The organism is Oleiphilus messinensis, from assembly GCF_002162375.1.
GTDB classification, from domain to species: Bacteria; Pseudomonadota; Gammaproteobacteria; order Pseudomonadales; family Oleiphilaceae; genus Oleiphilus; species Oleiphilus messinensis.
This window is the reverse complement of record NZ_CP021425.1, coordinates 2,199,833-2,216,303: the sequence shown is the minus strand read 5'-3', so window position 1 is coordinate 2,216,303 and position 16,471 is coordinate 2,199,833. Positions and strand designations below refer to the sequence as shown.

At 48.5% G+C, this 16,471-nt stretch carries 14 protein-coding genes; 6 read left to right on the top strand and 8 right to left on the bottom strand.

From position 1 onward, the window contains the following. Nucleotides 1-38: 38 nt before the first annotated feature. The 8 genes from rseP to rpsB all read right to left on the bottom strand — a co-directional run bounded on the left by rseP (nt 39) and on the right by rpsB (nt 8,221). On the bottom strand, nt 39-1,403 hold the full coding sequence (rseP, locus tag OLMES_RS09715) for an RIP metalloprotease RseP (RefSeq protein WP_087461084.1): 1,365 nt from the start codon (nt 1,401-1,403) through the stop codon (nt 39-41). Nucleotides 1,404-1,452: 49 nt separating this feature from the next. Further along, complete coding sequence (ispC, locus tag OLMES_RS09710) at nt 1,453-2,628, bottom strand: 1-deoxy-D-xylulose-5-phosphate reductoisomerase (RefSeq protein WP_087461083.1); 1,176 nt, start codon at nt 2,626-2,628, stop codon at nt 1,453-1,455. Between the two features lie 2 nt (nt 2,629-2,630). Further along, nucleotides 2,631-3,491: a phosphatidate cytidylyltransferase gene (locus tag OLMES_RS09705; RefSeq protein ID WP_087461082.1), complete on the bottom strand. Its 861-nt coding sequence runs from the start codon at nt 3,489-3,491 to the stop codon at nt 2,631-2,633. Between the two features lie 161 nt (nt 3,492-3,652). After that, nucleotides 3,653-4,414, bottom strand: a complete 762-nt coding sequence (locus OLMES_RS09700; protein WP_087461081.1) for an isoprenyl transferase — start codon at nt 4,412-4,414, stop codon at nt 3,653-3,655. Nucleotides 4,415-4,434: 20 nt separating this feature from the next. Then, on the bottom strand, nt 4,435-4,992 hold the full coding sequence (gene frr, locus OLMES_RS09695; protein WP_087461080.1) for a ribosome recycling factor: 558 nt from the start codon (nt 4,990-4,992) through the stop codon (nt 4,435-4,437). A gap of 113 nt (nt 4,993-5,105) precedes the next feature. Then, entirely contained in the window at nt 5,106-5,840 is a 735-nt protein-coding gene (gene pyrH, locus OLMES_RS09690) for a UMP kinase (RefSeq protein ID WP_087461079.1), read from the bottom strand. Nucleotides 5,841-6,328: 488 nt separating this feature from the next. Beyond that, a complete protein-coding gene (gene tsf, locus OLMES_RS09685; protein WP_087461078.1) occupies nt 6,329-7,198 on the bottom strand; it encodes a translation elongation factor Ts in 870 nt (289 codons plus the stop codon). A gap of 273 nt (nt 7,199-7,471) precedes the next feature. Continuing rightward, nucleotides 7,472-8,221: a 30S ribosomal protein S2 gene (gene rpsB, locus OLMES_RS09680; RefSeq protein WP_087461077.1), complete on the bottom strand. Its 750-nt coding sequence runs from the start codon at nt 8,219-8,221 to the stop codon at nt 7,472-7,474. A 467-nt stretch (nt 8,222-8,688) separates the two neighbouring features. On the opposite strand from rpsB, the gene map reads away from it, so the two are divergent. The 6 genes from map to dapE all read left to right on the top strand — a co-directional run bounded on the left by map (nt 8,689) and on the right by dapE (nt 16,471). After that, nucleotides 8,689-9,471 (top strand): type I methionyl aminopeptidase, encoded by a 783-nt coding sequence (gene map, locus OLMES_RS09675; protein WP_087461076.1) that lies wholly within the window; start codon nt 8,689-8,691, stop codon nt 9,469-9,471. A gap of 58 nt (nt 9,472-9,529) precedes the next feature. After that, complete coding sequence (locus OLMES_RS09670) at nt 9,530-12,253, top strand: [protein-PII] uridylyltransferase (protein ID WP_087461075.1); 2,724 nt, start codon at nt 9,530-9,532, stop codon at nt 12,251-12,253. 93 nt (nt 12,254-12,346) lie between these two features. Then, entirely contained in the window at nt 12,347-13,546 is a 1,200-nt protein-coding gene (gene dapC, locus OLMES_RS09665; protein WP_087461074.1) for a succinyldiaminopimelate transaminase, read from the top strand. Nucleotides 13,547-13,604: 58 nt separating this feature from the next. Continuing rightward, nucleotides 13,605-13,952, top strand: a complete 348-nt coding sequence (locus OLMES_RS09660) for an ArsC family reductase (RefSeq protein ID WP_087461073.1) — start codon at nt 13,605-13,607, stop codon at nt 13,950-13,952. 179 nt (nt 13,953-14,131) lie between these two features. Further along, complete coding sequence (dapD, locus tag OLMES_RS09655; protein WP_198343365.1) at nt 14,132-15,163, top strand: 2,3,4,5-tetrahydropyridine-2,6-dicarboxylate N-succinyltransferase; 1,032 nt, start codon at nt 14,132-14,134, stop codon at nt 15,161-15,163. 147 nt (nt 15,164-15,310) lie between these two features. Further along, nucleotides 15,311-16,471, top strand: a complete 1,161-nt coding sequence (gene dapE, locus OLMES_RS09650; protein ID WP_087461071.1) for a succinyl-diaminopimelate desuccinylase — start codon at nt 15,311-15,313, stop codon at nt 16,469-16,471.

Below are 16,471 nucleotides of genomic sequence, written 5' to 3'. Positions count from 1 at the left end.
CGTTCTCCGAACTCAAAAACCCAAACTAAACTCAACGCTTATAAAATCCGCAAAATATCATTATAAAAAGCCACAACCATCAACGAAACGATCAAGGCTACACCGACTTTCAAGCCTGCTATTTGTACTTTCTCAGATAACGGCTTGCCGCGAACAAGTTCGGCAAAATAATAAAGAAGGTGTCCCCCGTCAAGAACAGGGATTGGTAATAAGTTCAAAACACCGAGCGTAACACTCAAATATGCAAGAAAATGAAGAAATGCTTCAACCCCATTACTCACAGACTCCTCCGCTATCTGCGCGATAGTGATGGGGCCGCTGAGCGTCTTTAATGAAATACTGCCTACAATTATTTTTTTAATCGCACTTAATGTCAGTGCAACGTCTTCCCAAGTCCGGACGAATGCAGCAGGTACAGCCTCAAATACGCCTAATTGCACTGTCCTGACCATCTCATCTGGCCAGGAGACCGTCACAGGTTTCACCCCCGCACCAATGTAACCATAAGGTTGGCCGCCATCTGATGCCTTTGCTTGGGGCGTGATCTCAATTCCGATTCGGTTCCCGTTTCGCTCCAGCTCAACTTGAAGTACCTGCTCGGGCGCACTCTTGATCACATCAACAACTTGGTACCAACTTGCGATGGCTTCAGCGTTAATGGAGATTATTTTATCCCCGGCCTGCACACCCGCTCTATCCGCAGGAAGACCCGAAATGATTTCACCAATTACCGGCTCAACTGGAGGGCGGTAAGGTCTGATCCCCAAGTCATACAGTGGATCTGGATGATCATGACCATGCAACCACCGATTCACTTGCAACGAATAGCGATGGGTCAAATCCTGATCAGGGAAGCGTGCTTCAAGTTCGATCACACCACTGTCCCCAAGTCGGGAAAGCAGCTGTAGGTTTACGTCCTGCCAGGAATGGGTTGCCTCACCATCCACTGCGACAATTTCCAAGCTTTGTTTAAGGCCGGCCACTGCCGCTGGAGAGTCCTCCCGGACATCGCCCACGATTGGGACCACGGTATTGAACCCCCACAAAAACATCAAAAAATAAGCAACAATAGCGAACAGGAAATTCGCAATCGGTCCCGCGGCAGCAATGGCGATTCGACTTTTGACCGGTTGAGTGTTAAATGCCTCTGATTTCAGGGCTTCAGGTACCTCGCCTTCACGTTCGTCGAGCATACGAACGTATCCGCCCAGAGGGATCGCCGCAACCGCGAATTCAGTGCCTGTACGATCCTTCCACATTGCCAGCGGCTTACCAAACCCTACCGAGAACCTTAAAACCCGCACACCGCACCGCCGGGCAACCCAAAAATGTCCAAATTCATGGACTGTTACCAGGATGCCAAGCGTTACAATGAGTGCAAGTACTTGTTCCAAAATAGCCATAGATTCAATTAGTCCAAATTACCTTTGCGATTAAACGAACCACTGCACATCAAACCGCCCGCCGGGTAGAATACTGGCTGGCGACAATCCGCGCGTTGCGATCTTGCTCCATTATATGCTCAATCGATTCCACAGGCTCTACCATAATTCGATCAAGAACATAATCAATAACCGAAGGTATTTCCGTAAAGCGTATTCGGTTCTCTAGAAACAGTCCAACTGCGACTTCATTTGCAGCATTCAATAATGTTGGCGCGGTCCCGCCACGCTTGAAGACCTGCGCAGCGAGCGCCAGACAGGGAAAACGTTCCATATCCGGTTTTTCAAACGTTAAGTCTGCCATGGCAAATAAATCCAGCGAAGGCACACCGGATTCAATTCGGTCAGGCCAGCCCAAACCATAGGCAATCGGGGTTCGCATATCAGGACTCCCCATTTGAGCCAGAATCGATCCATCGACATATTCCACCATTGAATGGATGATACTTTGGGGATGAATATGAACGTCAACGACATCGGGAGAAACATTGAATAACCAGCAGGCTTCAATGAGTTCAAGCCCCTTATTCATCAACGATGCCGAATCTATCGTAATCTTCGGCCCCATATCCCAATTTGGATGTTTCAATGCTTGCGCCGGTGTCACCGCTTCCAACTCATCAGCAGTGAAACGTCTGAATGGTCCACCGGACGCAGTAAGCAAAATTCTACGTATCGGCTCAACAGGATTGCCTGCAGAAATGGGCAAGCACTGATATATGGCGTTATGCTCACTATCGATCGGCAGGAGTTCACAACCATATTGCTGCACAGCTGACATAAACAGCTCTCCGGCGATCACCAGAGACTCTTTGTTTGCCAGCAATATTCGCTTACCGGATTCCACCGCAGCCATGGTTGGCTTCAGGCCTGCTGCGCCAACAATCGCCGACATGACATAATCGATTTCAGAGGACCCCATGAGCGCTTCCAGGTCAGCATCACCGCACAGAACCTGGGTCTCGACGCGCGCCTCCAGGAGCAACGCCTTCAATGTCTGTGCCGCCGCAGTATCACGCATCAGCACATATTCGGGCACAAACTCAAGACATTGGCGGTACATCGCATCCAGATTACTGTTCGCAACCAGCGAATGAACCTGATACTGCTCCAAATTCTCACGAATTACCGCCAGCGTACTTTCACCAATCGAACCGGTTGAACCAAGAATGGATACTTTCTTCATTGCTACAAAGCCACCGATTTCCCTAACCAGCCCAACATCAAACAGACGAATGCAAATACAGGGACGGCAGCAGTGAGGCTGTCAACACGATCCATAACCCCACCATGCCCGGGCAAGAGTTGACTGCTATCCTTGATTCCCCGGAAACGTTTAACCATGCTTTCCAGTAAATCCCCCAACACGGAAACAATCCCGGTCACGAGCGTTATCAGCAACAACAACAGGGTATCTTTTGAATCGAGATGCAGTATTAACCCGACAACAATCGCCAAAAGCCCGACTACAATCAGTCCCCCATACACACCGGCCCAGGATTTCCCCGGGCTCACGGAAGGTGCCAACTTTTTATTGCCGAAAGCACGCCCCGCGAAATACGCTCCGATGTCGGCTCCCCACACGACGATCATCACATAAAAGATAACCAATAGGCTATTAACATCTACTGGTGCACCAGCGCGATCCATCAGCATGACATCACTGGTGCGAATAAACACGAGACCTTTCCAGGCAGGAACGAGGACGAGCGCCCCGATAATTAACCGAACAAGAGGTTGGGCCCAGAAAATAGTATTTTTGGGGTACGTTTTGACAAGATAAAACGCCGCGCACCACCAGAGGAGACTGAGCGTCAACACCAGAGCGGGTGAGAGAAATTGACAACCGAGGAGCAGCCCAGCCATAACCAGAGCATAACTACAGCGAGCGGCTTGATTGGTAACATTGGATAGATTGGCCCATTCCCAGGCCGCGATCACAATCACCCCGCCAATGAACCATGAGAAATAGAGAGGAGAAAGTAAAAAAATGCCACCTAACGCGATTGGCGCAAGAATCAAGGCAGTAATAATTCGTTGTTTAAGCACGTGTCTAAATCACTGTTTTTGATTTTGTGTGGGATTCCGAGTCACATTCCCTCAAAATGAACCCCACACGCGGGACCAGACCCCTGACTGCAATACGCTTAAATCTCCGGAGAGCCTCACGACGTATATACAGACGGAAAGCTACAGGCGGAAAGCAAAGCCTATTTCTTCGCGGCGATCTGATCATCTGTCTGACCGAAACGACGTTGCCTCATGCTGTAGGCTTCCAACGCCTTTAACATCTCTTCATGTTTAAAGTCTGGCCAATAGACTTCAGAGAAGTAAAATTCTGTGTAAGCGAGTTGCCATAACAGAAAATTACTGATGCGCTGCTCCCCAGCCGTACGAATAAGTAGATCAGGCATTGGTAGCTGGCCGAGACAGAGCTCGGCCTGAAAAACGTCCTCATTGATATCGTTGACCGACAATTCACCGGACTTGACTTGCTCTGCAAGCGCTCGGGCAGAATTCACAATATCCCACCGGCCACCATAATTTGCAGCAATCACCAGTGTCATTTTGGTATTGTCTCGGGTCAGTGCTTCGGCGCGCTCCATATGCTCAACCAACACCGGGTTGAATTTACTGCGATCACCAATGATTTGAAGACGGATATCATTTTTATGGAGCTTCTTGACTTCCCGCTGAAGTGCAAGCAGGAAAAGCTTCATCAACGCACTGACTTCGTCTTGCGGACGACGCCAGTTTTCGCTGCTGAATGCGAAGAGCGTCAGTACCTCGACCCCTTCTCTCGCGCAAGTCTCCACAACTGCTCGAACTGCATCAACACCGGCTTTGTGACCAGAAACACCCAATTGACTGCGCGCCTTGGCCCAACGATTGTTGCCATCCATAATGATAGCCACGTGTTTTGGGCGTTGAGCACCTTCAAAGGGTATTTCTGCTGAAATTTTAGTAGACATGGGCAGAGCGCTTTCCCTGATCAAACTTCTAGAAGGTCTGCTTCTTTGTCCTGGAACATTTTTTCGACTTCGGCAATGTACTTGTCGGTCAGTTTTTGAATTTCATCAGCAGCTTTACGCTCTTCATCTTCCGAAATTTCTTTTTCCTTAAGTAATTCTTTCAGCGTCGAATTCGCATCACGACGCGCATTTCGTACGGAAACCCGACCCGTTTCAGCCTCACCCTTTGCTTGCTTTACAAACATTTTCCGGGTTTCTTCAGTCAACATTGGCATAGGCACACGGATCACTTCACCCGTGGTGGACGGGTTAAGTCCAAGGTCAGAGGTCATAATGGCTTTTTCAATTGCCGGCACAATGTTTTTTTCCCACGGCACAATCGCCAACGTTCGGGCATCTTCCACATTCACGTTAGCAACCTGCTTCAAGGGTGTATCGACACCATAATAAGAAACGAATACACCATCCAGTATGCTTGGATGTGCCCTACCAGTTCTGATCTTGTTGAAAGCCGTATGCAATGCTTCCAGGCTTTTCTTCATTTTCGCTTCAGTTTCTTTTTTGATCTCGTTTAGCACCGCTTATTCCTCTTAATATCTCGCTGAATTCCCCAACTGCGAGGGCAATCCAGCATTATACAGAATGTTTCCTTCAACTAAAGTCGGATTCGCTGAAAAGTAAGAATCTCTAACTAGCCTTCCTCGATCAAAGTTCCCTCATCAGAGCCAACCACAATATTGGTAAGCGCACCGGCTTTATTCATATCAAACACACGCACAGGCATATTGTGATCACGGCACAAGCAAATTGCAGTCAGATCCATTACCCCGAGCTTCATATCGAGCACTTGATCGTAAGTTAGACGATCATAACGCTGGGCATCGGGATCCTTCATTGGATCTGCAGTGTAAACACCATCAACCTTTGTTGCCTTCAAAACAACATCCGCATCGATTTCAATACCTCGCAAACAAGCAGCCGAATCAGTAGTGAAGAACGGATTACCTGTACCCGCACTAAAAATAACCACATCACCATCTTTGAGATCACGAATGGCTCGACGACGATCATAGTGCTCCACTATCCCACTCATCGGTATTGCAGACATAACCCGAGTTGAAATATTGGATCGCTCCAAGGCATCCCGCATTGCCAACGCATTCATAACCGTCGCCAACATCCCCATGTGATCACCCGTTACACGATCAAGACCTGCCGCGTGCAAAGACGCACCACGAAACAGGTTTCCACCACCGATAACCAACCCGACTTGAACCCCGATCCCGACCAACTGACCTATTTCCAGCGCCATACGATCCATCACTTTTGGATCAATACCAAAATCCTCTTCCCCCATCAGTGCCTCGCCACTGAGCTTGAGTAGGACACGTTTGTACTTAGGCTGTGATTTAGAAGGAACAGGCATGGTTATTTTCCCTTATAGAATAAGATTAATCTGTCGTCTGACGAGAAGCCAGCAACCATCAAGACTCACCGATTCAGCGATTATCGAGCCCGACACGCTCAAAAATGCTTTCGGTGTGACGAATACGGATCGAGTTGACACAGCCCGTTCAAAGCAATGCTCGCCCACTTCGACAAAGCGCCCCGAAACCAGCCCAACAGCCAACATGAATCAACACAATATAAAACGATATGAAAACGCATTATTCTGCACTTTCGATACATCGTCCTTAGAACCAAACAATCGCAACAAACTTTGACAATAGTGACAAAAACAGATTCACGTTCAAGTTACGATCACGTAAGAAACAAGTCACGACAACACTGGGAGCAAGTTACGATGACACAAGAAACCGCATGTTTCAGATTACGCACAATGTATATAGCAAATCGCCGCATGCTGCGCTAGGCAACATGCGGCGATTCTATTGCATTTTGTGGTGCCGATACTTAGTTACCTTTAGCGGCAGCAGCAACCTCAGCAGCAAAATCAACTTCTTCTTTCTCGATTCCCTCACCCACTTCGTAGCGAACAAAGGAAACAACTTCAGCACCCGCCTTCTTGGCCAGACCACCCACTTTTTGGTCAGGGTCTTTCACAAAAGGCTGCTCGACCAGGCTGATCTCCGCCAAGAACTTGCTCAGACGACCACCAATGATCTTCTCTGCAATCTCCGCAGGCTTACCCGCCATATCAGGCTGTGCCAAAAGAATTTCTTTCTCTTTAGCAACTGCATCTGCAGGCACATCCGCAGTATTAACATACTGAGGGTTCACCGCAGCAACATGCATTGCAATATCTTTCGCAACATCAACAGTACCACCTTTCAGAGCAACCAACACACCAATTCGGCTGTTACCATGAACGTAGCTACCCACAACGCCATCAACAGCTTCAACTAACTCTACTCGACGAACACTGATGTTTTCACCAATTTTTTGCACCAAAGCCTGACGCGCAGACTCCAGCTCGTCATCAATCAACGCCTGAATATCGCTGACTTTGTTCGCAAAAGCCTTCTCAACTACAGTATTCACAAAGTTCAAGAAGTTATCATCACGTGCAACGAAATCCGTTTCACTGTTAACTTCAACCAGAACACCATACGAACCGTCTTCAGCAACTTTAGTTTGCACAACACCATCTGCAGCGGTACGACCTGCTTTTTTGGCCGCTTTCATACCACTGTTTTTACGCATCTCTTCGATTGCTTTATCGATGTCTCCATCCGCTTCAACCAGAGCCTTCTTACACTCCATCATCCCTAAGCCAGTACGCTCACGGAGCTCTTTTACCAAACTTGCTGTAATTGCGGCCATGTCAAACCCTCTACTATAACGCTAAATACAAAAAACCAATCAGACCCCGCCACGATCTTCATCGATCACAAAAGATCAAAACTATCAGGCGCGACCTTCTGAATACTCGGACCAAGTTACAGAAAAGGGGCGCTAGCCCCTTATCCGTTTACAACTCACAGTCTCACGATCAGCATACCGCATTAATATGAACATCATGCTTCATGCCAGACACTTTTAAGTGCCCACTGAAAACACTTTAACAACTGACCGTCAGACAAACTCAAACAAAACTTACTCTGCTTCAGCTTCTGGAGTCGCATCATCGCTAACTTCAACAAACTCGTCAGCGGTTGTAGCTGTATTAGAAGTCCCTTCCTGGCAAGCATCCGCAACAGCACCAACGTAGATTTGAATCGCTCGAATCGCGTCATCGTTACCCGGAATAACGTAATCTACGCCATCTGGATCACTGTTGGTATCAACGATACCAATAACAGGGATACCCAGCTTGTTTGCTTCTTTAACTGCAATGCGCTCGTGATCAACGTCAACCACAAACAATGCATCCGGCAAACCACCCATATCTTTGATACCACCAATACTACGCTCAAGCTTCTCCATCTCACGCGTACGCATCAGCGCTTCTTTTTTGGTTAACTTCTCAAAAGTACCATCTTGAGCTTGAGCTTCCAGCTCACGAAAACGCTTGATAGATTGACGAATCGTTTTGTAGTTGGTCAACATACCACCCAACCAACGGTGATTCACGTAAGGCATACCTGCTCGTGATGCTTCTTCTTTAACAATTTTGCCTGCAGCACGCTTGGTACCAACGAACAAGACTTTATTCTTGTTTTCAGCAATACGCTGAACAACTTGCAAAGCATCATTGAACGCAGGAACAGTGTGTTCCAGGTTAATGATATGAATTTTATTGCGCGCACCAAAAATGTACTTGCGCATTTTCGGGTTCCAGTAGCGAGTCTGGTGCCCAAAGTGTACACCTGCTTTGAGCAGGTCTCTCATACTTACTTCTGCCATTGCTAAATACCTTATTACTATGGGTTAGGCCTCCATACACCCTCAAGATTCAACCCGCTGGACAACCAACAACAACTTACTCGATTTTAGTTGCAGACTTGTTGATCAATAATCCACCCGGCACCCAGAACCTTGATATCGGCGCATGTGTGTTATTCTGAGTTTGTCGCAGACAATTTTCTTGCGTACGAAACTCAGGCCGCGCTTTATACCATACTCACACTTAATAAGAAAGATTTTCTGTATTATTACTGTAATGTTTGAAGCTGATCACCTTCCCTATTCGATAATACACCCCCGTTCGAACCGGGGTACGAGCAAAAAGATTGACCAGTTTACTCGGTTTCTAGGTGCTGAAAGTTTAATAACCTGCTCGAACCGGTTAGAATACCCCTAACGAACATATTGCGGATTGCACTGCCAATGCGCAGCTGCAGCCAATAACAGGAATGGAAAATCAGAGTCGAATGAAGGTAACGATTAAAACAGCAGACGAAGTTGAAAAAATGCGGGTAGCCGGCAAGCTGGCAGCAGAAGTTCTGGAAATGATTGGAGACTACGTAAAGCCCGGAATCACGACAGCAGAACTCGATGTAATCTGTCACGAGTATATCACCAAAACTCAACAGGCCATACCAGCCCCCCTGAACTACAAGGGGTTTCCAAAATCAATCTGCACATCAGTAAATCATGTTATCTGTCACGGCATCCCCAGTGACAAGAAGAAACTGAAAAGTGGCGATATCATTAACATCGACGTCACGGTTATTAAAGATGGCTATCACGGCGACACGAGCAAGATGTTTTTTGTGGGCAAACCCAATGCCGCTTCAGAGAGACTGGTTCGTATAACGCAAGAGTGCATGTACAAGGGAATCGAGCTAGTGAAACCAGGTACTCAACTCGGCGACATCGGTCACGTCATACAACAGCACGCTGAATCAAATCATTACTCCGTCGTTCGGGAGTATTGCGGCCATGGCATCGGCGCTACATTCCATGAAGAACCTCAGGTTGTTCACTATGGCACACCGGGCACAGGCATGGCTATCAAAGAAGGCATGACCTTCACCATTGAACCCATGATTAACATGGGTAAGCGACACAGCAAGCTACTGCCCGATGGCTGGACGGTCGTGACTAAAGATCATAAATTGTCTGCACAATGGGAACACACCATTCTGGTGACTGCTGATGGCTTCGAAATTCTCACCCTCAGAGAAGAGGAACGCGCCTATTGGGGCCTTTGAGGCGAAATGAAAAACATGAACTCTTCGGCCTGTTGAATTAATCGATACGAAAACATTTATGAATGGTGCAGCAACCCCAGCTTTCTCTGAGCCCTTATCCCCGGAAACGCAGCTTGCAATTGAGACATTGCAAAGCACACTGCAAAAAGATATCGCAAGCGCGACATCTCCTGTTGGTATCGTAAAGTCGGCACTTCAGACCGCCAGCAGCCTCTTTAACGAGCGCTTCAGTGAGGGAGACGATGTGCGGGCACTGGTTGGAGCCAGAGCCCAGTTTATGGATTTCGTACTCACTCAATTGTGGCTTGGTTTTGACTGGGACAGAGTTGACAACGTCGCCTTACTGGCCGTCGGGGGCTATGGCCGCGGCGAACTTCACCCGCACTCCGACATCGACTTGCTGATCGTATCAAAATTGGCGCTAAACGAGCACGAGCAAGACCAAATCTCCCGATTCATAACACTGTTATGGGATCTCAACCTTGACATTGGCCAAAGCGTTCGAACCCTGACAGAGTGTGTGAGCGAAGCACAAAAAGATCTTACCATTGCCACCAACCTCCTTGAAACCCGAACGATTTCCGGTCCTGAGGCGTTGCGCGATGCGCTCAATGAACACGTGTTTACAGATGAAGTATATTCAGACAAAGCCTATTTTGTCGGTAAACGGGAAGAACAAAAAATCCGCCACGAGAAATTTGGCGATACAGAATATAACCTGGAACCCAACCTCAAATCCTCCCCCGGTGCACTGCGGGACATTCAAACCATCGGCTGGATCACCAAACGTCACTTTCGCATAACCGAAAAAGACCAACTCTCCGAGTATCAATTCCTCACCGATGAAGAGTACGCAATGCTCAGGGACGGTGAAACATTTCTCTGGAAGATGCGGTACGGACTCCAAGTTATCGCTGGACGCAACGAAAACCGTCTCCTCTTTGATCATCAGCGTGCACTCGCCGAAATGCTGGGCTACAGAGACAGCCAACGCAAGCTCGGCGTTGAAATCATGATGCAAAAATATTATCGCGTCGTGCTCGCACTCGCCGAACTCACCGATGTCATGCTGCAATATTTTGATGAAGCCATTATCAAGAACAGCTACAGTGATGATGAAGTCACTCGACTGAACAAGCGCTTTGTTGTCCGTAATCGGTATATTGAGGCAAACAACAATGGGGTTTTTGCTTATGCCCCTTACGCTCTGCTGGAAATTTTCGTTCTCATTGCACAAAACCCGCAGATTAAGGGTATTCGTGCGACAACCATTCGCGCTATACGCGCTCATCGCCACCTGATTGACAAGGAATTCCGCAACGACCTTGCCAGCACAACGCTTTTCATGGAACTCTTGAAGACACCCCACGCGCTGCACCGCACGTTGTCGTTTATGAAGCGCTACAATGTGTTAGGGCGTTACTTGCCTGAATTCGGCAAAATTATCGGGCAAATGCAACACGACCTGTTTCATATCTATACAGTTGACGCACACACGGTTCGGGTGATTAAAAACATGGTCTCGTTTCGAGACCCTAACTCCAAACAGCACTTCCCGTTGGCCACCCGTTTAATCAGACGCCTGCCCAAACTGGAACTGCTATACATCGCCGGGCTCTACCATGACATTGGCAAAGGACGAGGCGGGGACCATTCTGATCTGGGCGCGAGAGACGTTGAAGCATTCTGCTCCAGGCACCACCTGAGCCAACGAGACACCCAACTGGTTTCCTGGCTGGTCAAACATCACCTGCTTATGTCAATGACCGCCCAGCGGAAGGACACTCAGGATCCTGATGTTATCTATCAATTTGCACGGGAGATACCGAGCCTGGTGCACCTGGACTATCTCTACGTACTGACGGTAGCCGACATTGAGGCAACTAACCCGAGCCTTTGGAATAGCTGGCGCGCCTCTCTGTTACGACAACTCTACCTCGAAGCGCGACGAGTGCTCAGTCGCGGTGTTGAAAAAGCAATCGATCGAAACGAGTGGATACAAGCCACTAAAGAAGAAGCATTAACAACACTGGTTGCGCAACACTATACCGAGCAAGAAGTGATGCAGCTGTGGGATCAGATTGAAGATGATTATTTCCTGCAGGACTCGACCTCCGAAATCGCCTGGCAGACCGCAGCGATCTTGCGCCATGGCGACCCCAGCATTCCGCTTATTCTGATTCGGGATATATCCAATGCAGGCCAGGAGATATCAACCCAGATTATGATCTATGTGAAGTCCAGCCTCGATTTATTTGCTGCCACTACCGCAGTACTGGAGCAAGTAAACCTCAATATCCTGGATGCCCGGATCAGCGCAGACTCAGGCCCATTTAACCTCAGCAGCTTTATTGTTCTGGATGAAAATCACCAACCCCTGGCCGGTGATTCAGAACGAAAACAGCGAATTCGCGAACGATTGATCGACGAACTGGATGACCCGGAAGACTACCCCTCGATCATCAAACGGCGTACACCACGCCAGCTAAAACATTTCACATTTCCGACTGAAGTAACCTTCAGCAATGACACGATCAATCAACGGACGATTATGGAGGTGATCACACCGGATCGCCCCGGCCTGCTCGCCAGAATCGGGCGTATTCTGCTGGATTTCAACGTTTCCTTGGTTGCGGCTCGAATTGCAACACTGGGCGAGCGCGTCGAGGACGTGTTTTTTATCACGATGGCAGATGGTAGCCCGATTAGTGATCCCCAGTTATGCACATCCCTGGCGCGAGAAATCTGCCAGCAACTGGATGAGCAGGTCAGGGCGGAATAAAGGAATGCAAATCCAGCAGACCTAATGAGCTGAGACCCCGGTAGCCGCACAGACCAACACAGACTTTTTTTGAACTTAAACAAGATATTGATCATGAACCCTGACTTAAGCAAGCTTCACCCCTACCCCTTCGAAAAGCTTACCAAACTGAAGGCACAGGTTACGCCACCAACAAACCTCGCTCACATCGCACTATCCATTGGTGAACCTAAACACCCTGCCCCCCAGTTTGTCGTCGATGAATTGATCAAAAACATTGGGGCCCTTTCAAGCTACCCCACGACCAAAGGTCTTCCCCAGTTACGCAATGCCATTTCCATATGGCTTGAGCGCCGCTTCAAGTTACAGCATGGCTCTGTAGATCCCGAACGTCACGTACTCCCCGTGAACGGTACCCGTGAAGCAATATTCGCGTTCACTCAAAGCGCCACAGATCGAACCCGGAAAGGATCAATCGTCTCGCCAAATCCGTTCTATCAAATCTATGAGGGCGCTGCTATATTGGCCGGAGCTGAACTGGACTACATACCTTGCCTCGCTGAAAATCACTTTATTCCAGACTTTGCGCAAGTACCGGATACTGCTTGGCAATCCTGTCAGATACTATTTCTGTGTAGTCCAGGCAATCCAACAGGATCTGTCATTCCATTACCAACCCTCAAATACCTGATCGAGTTGGCACAAAAACATAACTTTATCATCGCTTCAGATGAGTGTTATTCGGAAATATACTGTAACGAAGACAAGCCGCCTGTTGGTCTCCTGGAAGCCTGTGCAAATCTGGGCATGCATGACTTCAGAAACTGCATCGTCTTCCATAGTTTATCCAAACGTTCAAACCTGCCAGGCTTGCGCTCAGGATTTGTCGCCGGAGATGCCGGACTGATCGAAAAGTTTTTGCTGTATCGAACCTACCATGGCTGCGCGATGCCAATTCAACACCAACTTGCATCGGCCGCCTGCTGGTCCGATGAGAGCCATGTAAAAGCGAATCGCGACCTGTATCGTGAAAAGTTCAAACGAGTGCTGGAAATCCTGGAACCGGTAATGAGCATCGAACAAACAGATGCCAGCTTTTATCTCTGGCCGAAAACGCCAATTTCCGATGAGCGCTTTGCTCAGGAACTGTTCGCCCAGCAAAACGTCACCGTCTTGCCTGGACGCTACCTGTCGCGAACTGTTTCTGGCATCAACCCCGGTGAAAACAGAATCAGGATGGCGCTGGTGGCAGGTGTCGAGGAATGTGAAACGGCAGCCCGCCGGATTCGAAGCTATATCGAATCAATCCAGTGATCTGGAGCAAATACCCCCAACGCACCAAGCCTTCAACACGTAAAAATTTGAGAACAATATGATTACCCTGTACGGCATTGCGAATTGCGACACGATGAAGAAAGCCCGAAAGTGGCTGGATGAAAACAACCTTGAATACACATTCCATGATTACAAGAAAAAAGGTATCGATCAGGCTACCCTCGCACGCTGGGCGAAAGAAGCAGGCCTCGATACGCTCGTTAACACGCGGGGCACAACCTGGAGAAAACTACCCGAAGCGGAAAAAACCGATTTAACCCCCGTAAAGACAATCGAACTTTTGATTCATCACACCAGTATGATTAAAAGACCCGTACTGGAATTGAATGACCAGATCCTTGTTGGCTTCAAGGCTGAACTTTATGCATCGACACTGCTAAAATAATATTTTGGTTCTTATCGTGCTTCTTTGATTTAAGCCGGACTTAAACGCTGCAGCCAAAAGTTTCAGCAGGCGCGAAGTAAATATCCGACATTAAATATGCCGCAAATGGCCGAAGAATTGATCGTTTTCAGTGATCGTAAAACACTTGATAGATTTCATTAAACAATAGTTAGGTATAAATTATGAGCTTTGCTTTAGCAATTGGTGTAGGAACCCAAAACAGCAATCAAGAGTGGTTAGAAGTTTTTTACCCGGCACCTCTGCTGAACCCATCAGAAGAGTTGATTGAAGCGGTGAGAAAAGCCTGCGCTTACCAAGGTGGCAACAGTGCAATTCAAGCGATGCCAGAACAACTGGATGCACTCAGCCAGTCTCTGGAAGCGGCTGGAGAAAGTCAACAAGCCAAAATTGCAGCCCAGTGTGCGAGCAGCAAAAGACCCGTCGTGGTTACCATTCTGGCATCAGACCAGGAATCACAAACAACCCCCGAAGTTTACTTGAAGCTGCACCTTATCAGCCATCGGTTGGTAAAACCCCATGGGCTCAACCTTTCCGGTATCTTCGGCCTGCTACCAAACGTTGCCTGGACTAACAAAGGTGCCATTGACCTGAGCGAACTCAATCAGAAGCAACTGGAAGCACGCCTAAATGGCGACGTGCTGGAAGTGAAATCTGTAGATAAATTCCCCCAGATGACCGACTATGTGGTTCCGTCCGGAACACGAATTGCGGACACATCACGAGTTCGATTGGGCGCATACATCGGTGAAGGCACCACCATCATGCACGAGGGATTTGTTAACTTCAATGCCGGCACGGAAGGAACATCAATGATTGAAGGCCGTATCTCCGCGGGCGTGGTCATTGGCAAAGGTTCCGATCTCGGCGGCGGCTGCTCAACCATGGGAACACTCTCAGGCGGCGGCAACATTATTATTTCGGTTGGCGAGAACTGCCTGTTGGGCGCCAACGCCGGCATCGGGATTCCCCTTGGAGATCGCTGCACGGTTGAAGCCGGGCTGTATATCACTGCAGGCACCAAAGTTGTCCTTCTTGATGATCAAAACAATCCAGTTGAAACAACTAAAGCAAGAGAGCTGGCCGGAAAGTCAGACTTACTATTCCGTCGCAATTCTGTAAATGGTCAGGTCGAGTGCAAGACCAACAAATCTGCGATCGAATTGAATGAAGAGCTACACGCGAATAACTAGGTTTGAAACAATAACCTGGTTTATACCGACGTAGCCGTAGCTGGGCTGAATGGCACTATCTTGAAGTAACGTCTGATCGAGAATTCTAGTGCCATTCATACCAAGATAATAACCTTCCCCTTAATAAGATAAGGTATCGAGGATTCCATGACCGGTCAGTACACCGCCCCCAACTCACTGTCTGAAACCATTCAGCTCACGTGTGAGCTCATTTCCCGAGCATCTGTCACCCCCGATGATAAAGGCTGCCAGGAGTTGATGGCCAAGCGCCTCGAAGCAATTGGGTTCACCGTTGAAAAACTGGTCTTTGGCGAAGTGACAAATTTTTGGGCGCGAAGAGGCACTGAAGGCCCCGTTCTGGCCATGGCAGGGCATACAGATGTTGTACCAACAGGACCAGAGTCGCAATGGACACACCCCCCATTTGAGCCCGTGATCGAAGATGGCATGCTTTACGGACGAGGTGCTGCGGATATGAAAGGCAGTCTCGCCGCATTTATCACAGCCACCGAGCGCTTTATTCAAAATAGCCCGGAGCACAAAGGCTCAATCGCTTTCCTGATTACCAGTGATGAAGAAGGCCCGGCTGATAATGGCACGGTGAAAGTGATTGAAACCCTTGAAGCCCGGGGCGAAAAAATTGATTGGTGTCTGATCGGTGAGCCGTCCAGCACGGCTGTCCTGGGCGATATTATTAAAAACGGTCGCCGGGGCTCCCTACATGGACACTTGAAAATCCGAGGGGTTCAAGGGCACGTTGCCTACCCCCATCTGGCGCAGAATCCAATGCACCTTGCGTTCCGCCCTCTGGCAGCGCTGGCGGACGAAATTTGGGACCAAGGTAACGAATACTTCCCAGCGACCACATTCCAGTTCACCAATATCCATTCCGGAACAGGGGCAAGCAACGTCATTCCAGGAGAAATCGAGGCGCAGTTTAACTTGCGCTATTGCACTGAATTGACTGAGGACGATATCAAGTCTCGAGTGCACGCACTTTTGGATCAACACGATATCGACTACAGCATTGACTGGCACCTCAGTGGACTGCCGTTCCTCACGGAACCGGGCCCACTGGTAGATGCAGCCATCCAGTCGATAAAAGATGTTACCGGCCGCACAACGGAACTTTCGACTACGGGTGGTACCTCAGACGGACGTTTTATTGCGCCAACCGGTGCTCAAGTTCTCGAACTCGGCCCACTTAATGCCACAATTCACAAAGTCAATGAATGTGTAAATGCGTCAGACCTTGATGATCTGTCGGCTATTTATGAAGGCATTCTGAACCAGTTACTTGGCGAATAA

Coding starts and splice junctions, on each gene's coding strand:
- OLMES_RS09660 (WP_087461073.1), top strand. CDS start 13,605: ATGATTACCCTGTACGGCATTGCGAATTGCGACACGATGAAGAAAGCC.
- tsf (WP_087461078.1), bottom strand. CDS start 7,198: ATGGCCGCAATTACAGCAAGTTTGGTAAAAGAGCTCCGTGAGCGTACT.
- dapE (WP_087461071.1), top strand. CDS start 15,311: ATGACCGGTCAGTACACCGCCCCCAACTCACTGTCTGAAACCATTCAG.
- pyrH (WP_087461079.1), bottom strand. CDS start 5,840: ATGCCTGTTCCTTCTAAATCACAGCCTAAGTACAAACGTGTCCTACTC.
- dapC (WP_087461074.1), top strand. CDS start 12,347: ATGAACCCTGACTTAAGCAAGCTTCACCCCTACCCCTTCGAAAAGCTT.
- map (WP_087461076.1), top strand. CDS start 8,689: ATGAAGGTAACGATTAAAACAGCAGACGAAGTTGAAAAAATGCGGGTA.
- ispC (WP_087461083.1), bottom strand. CDS start 2,628: ATGAAGAAAGTATCCATTCTTGGTTCAACCGGTTCGATTGGTGAAAGT.
- OLMES_RS09700 (WP_087461081.1), bottom strand. CDS start 4,414: ATGTCTACTAAAATTTCAGCAGAAATACCCTTTGAAGGTGCTCAACGC.
- OLMES_RS09670 (WP_087461075.1), top strand. CDS start 9,530: ATGAATGGTGCAGCAACCCCAGCTTTCTCTGAGCCCTTATCCCCGGAA.
- rseP (WP_087461084.1), bottom strand. CDS start 1,403: ATGGCTATTTTGGAACAAGTACTTGCACTCATTGTAACGCTTGGCATC.
- rpsB (WP_087461077.1), bottom strand. CDS start 8,221: ATGGCAGAAGTAAGTATGAGAGACCTGCTCAAAGCAGGTGTACACTTT.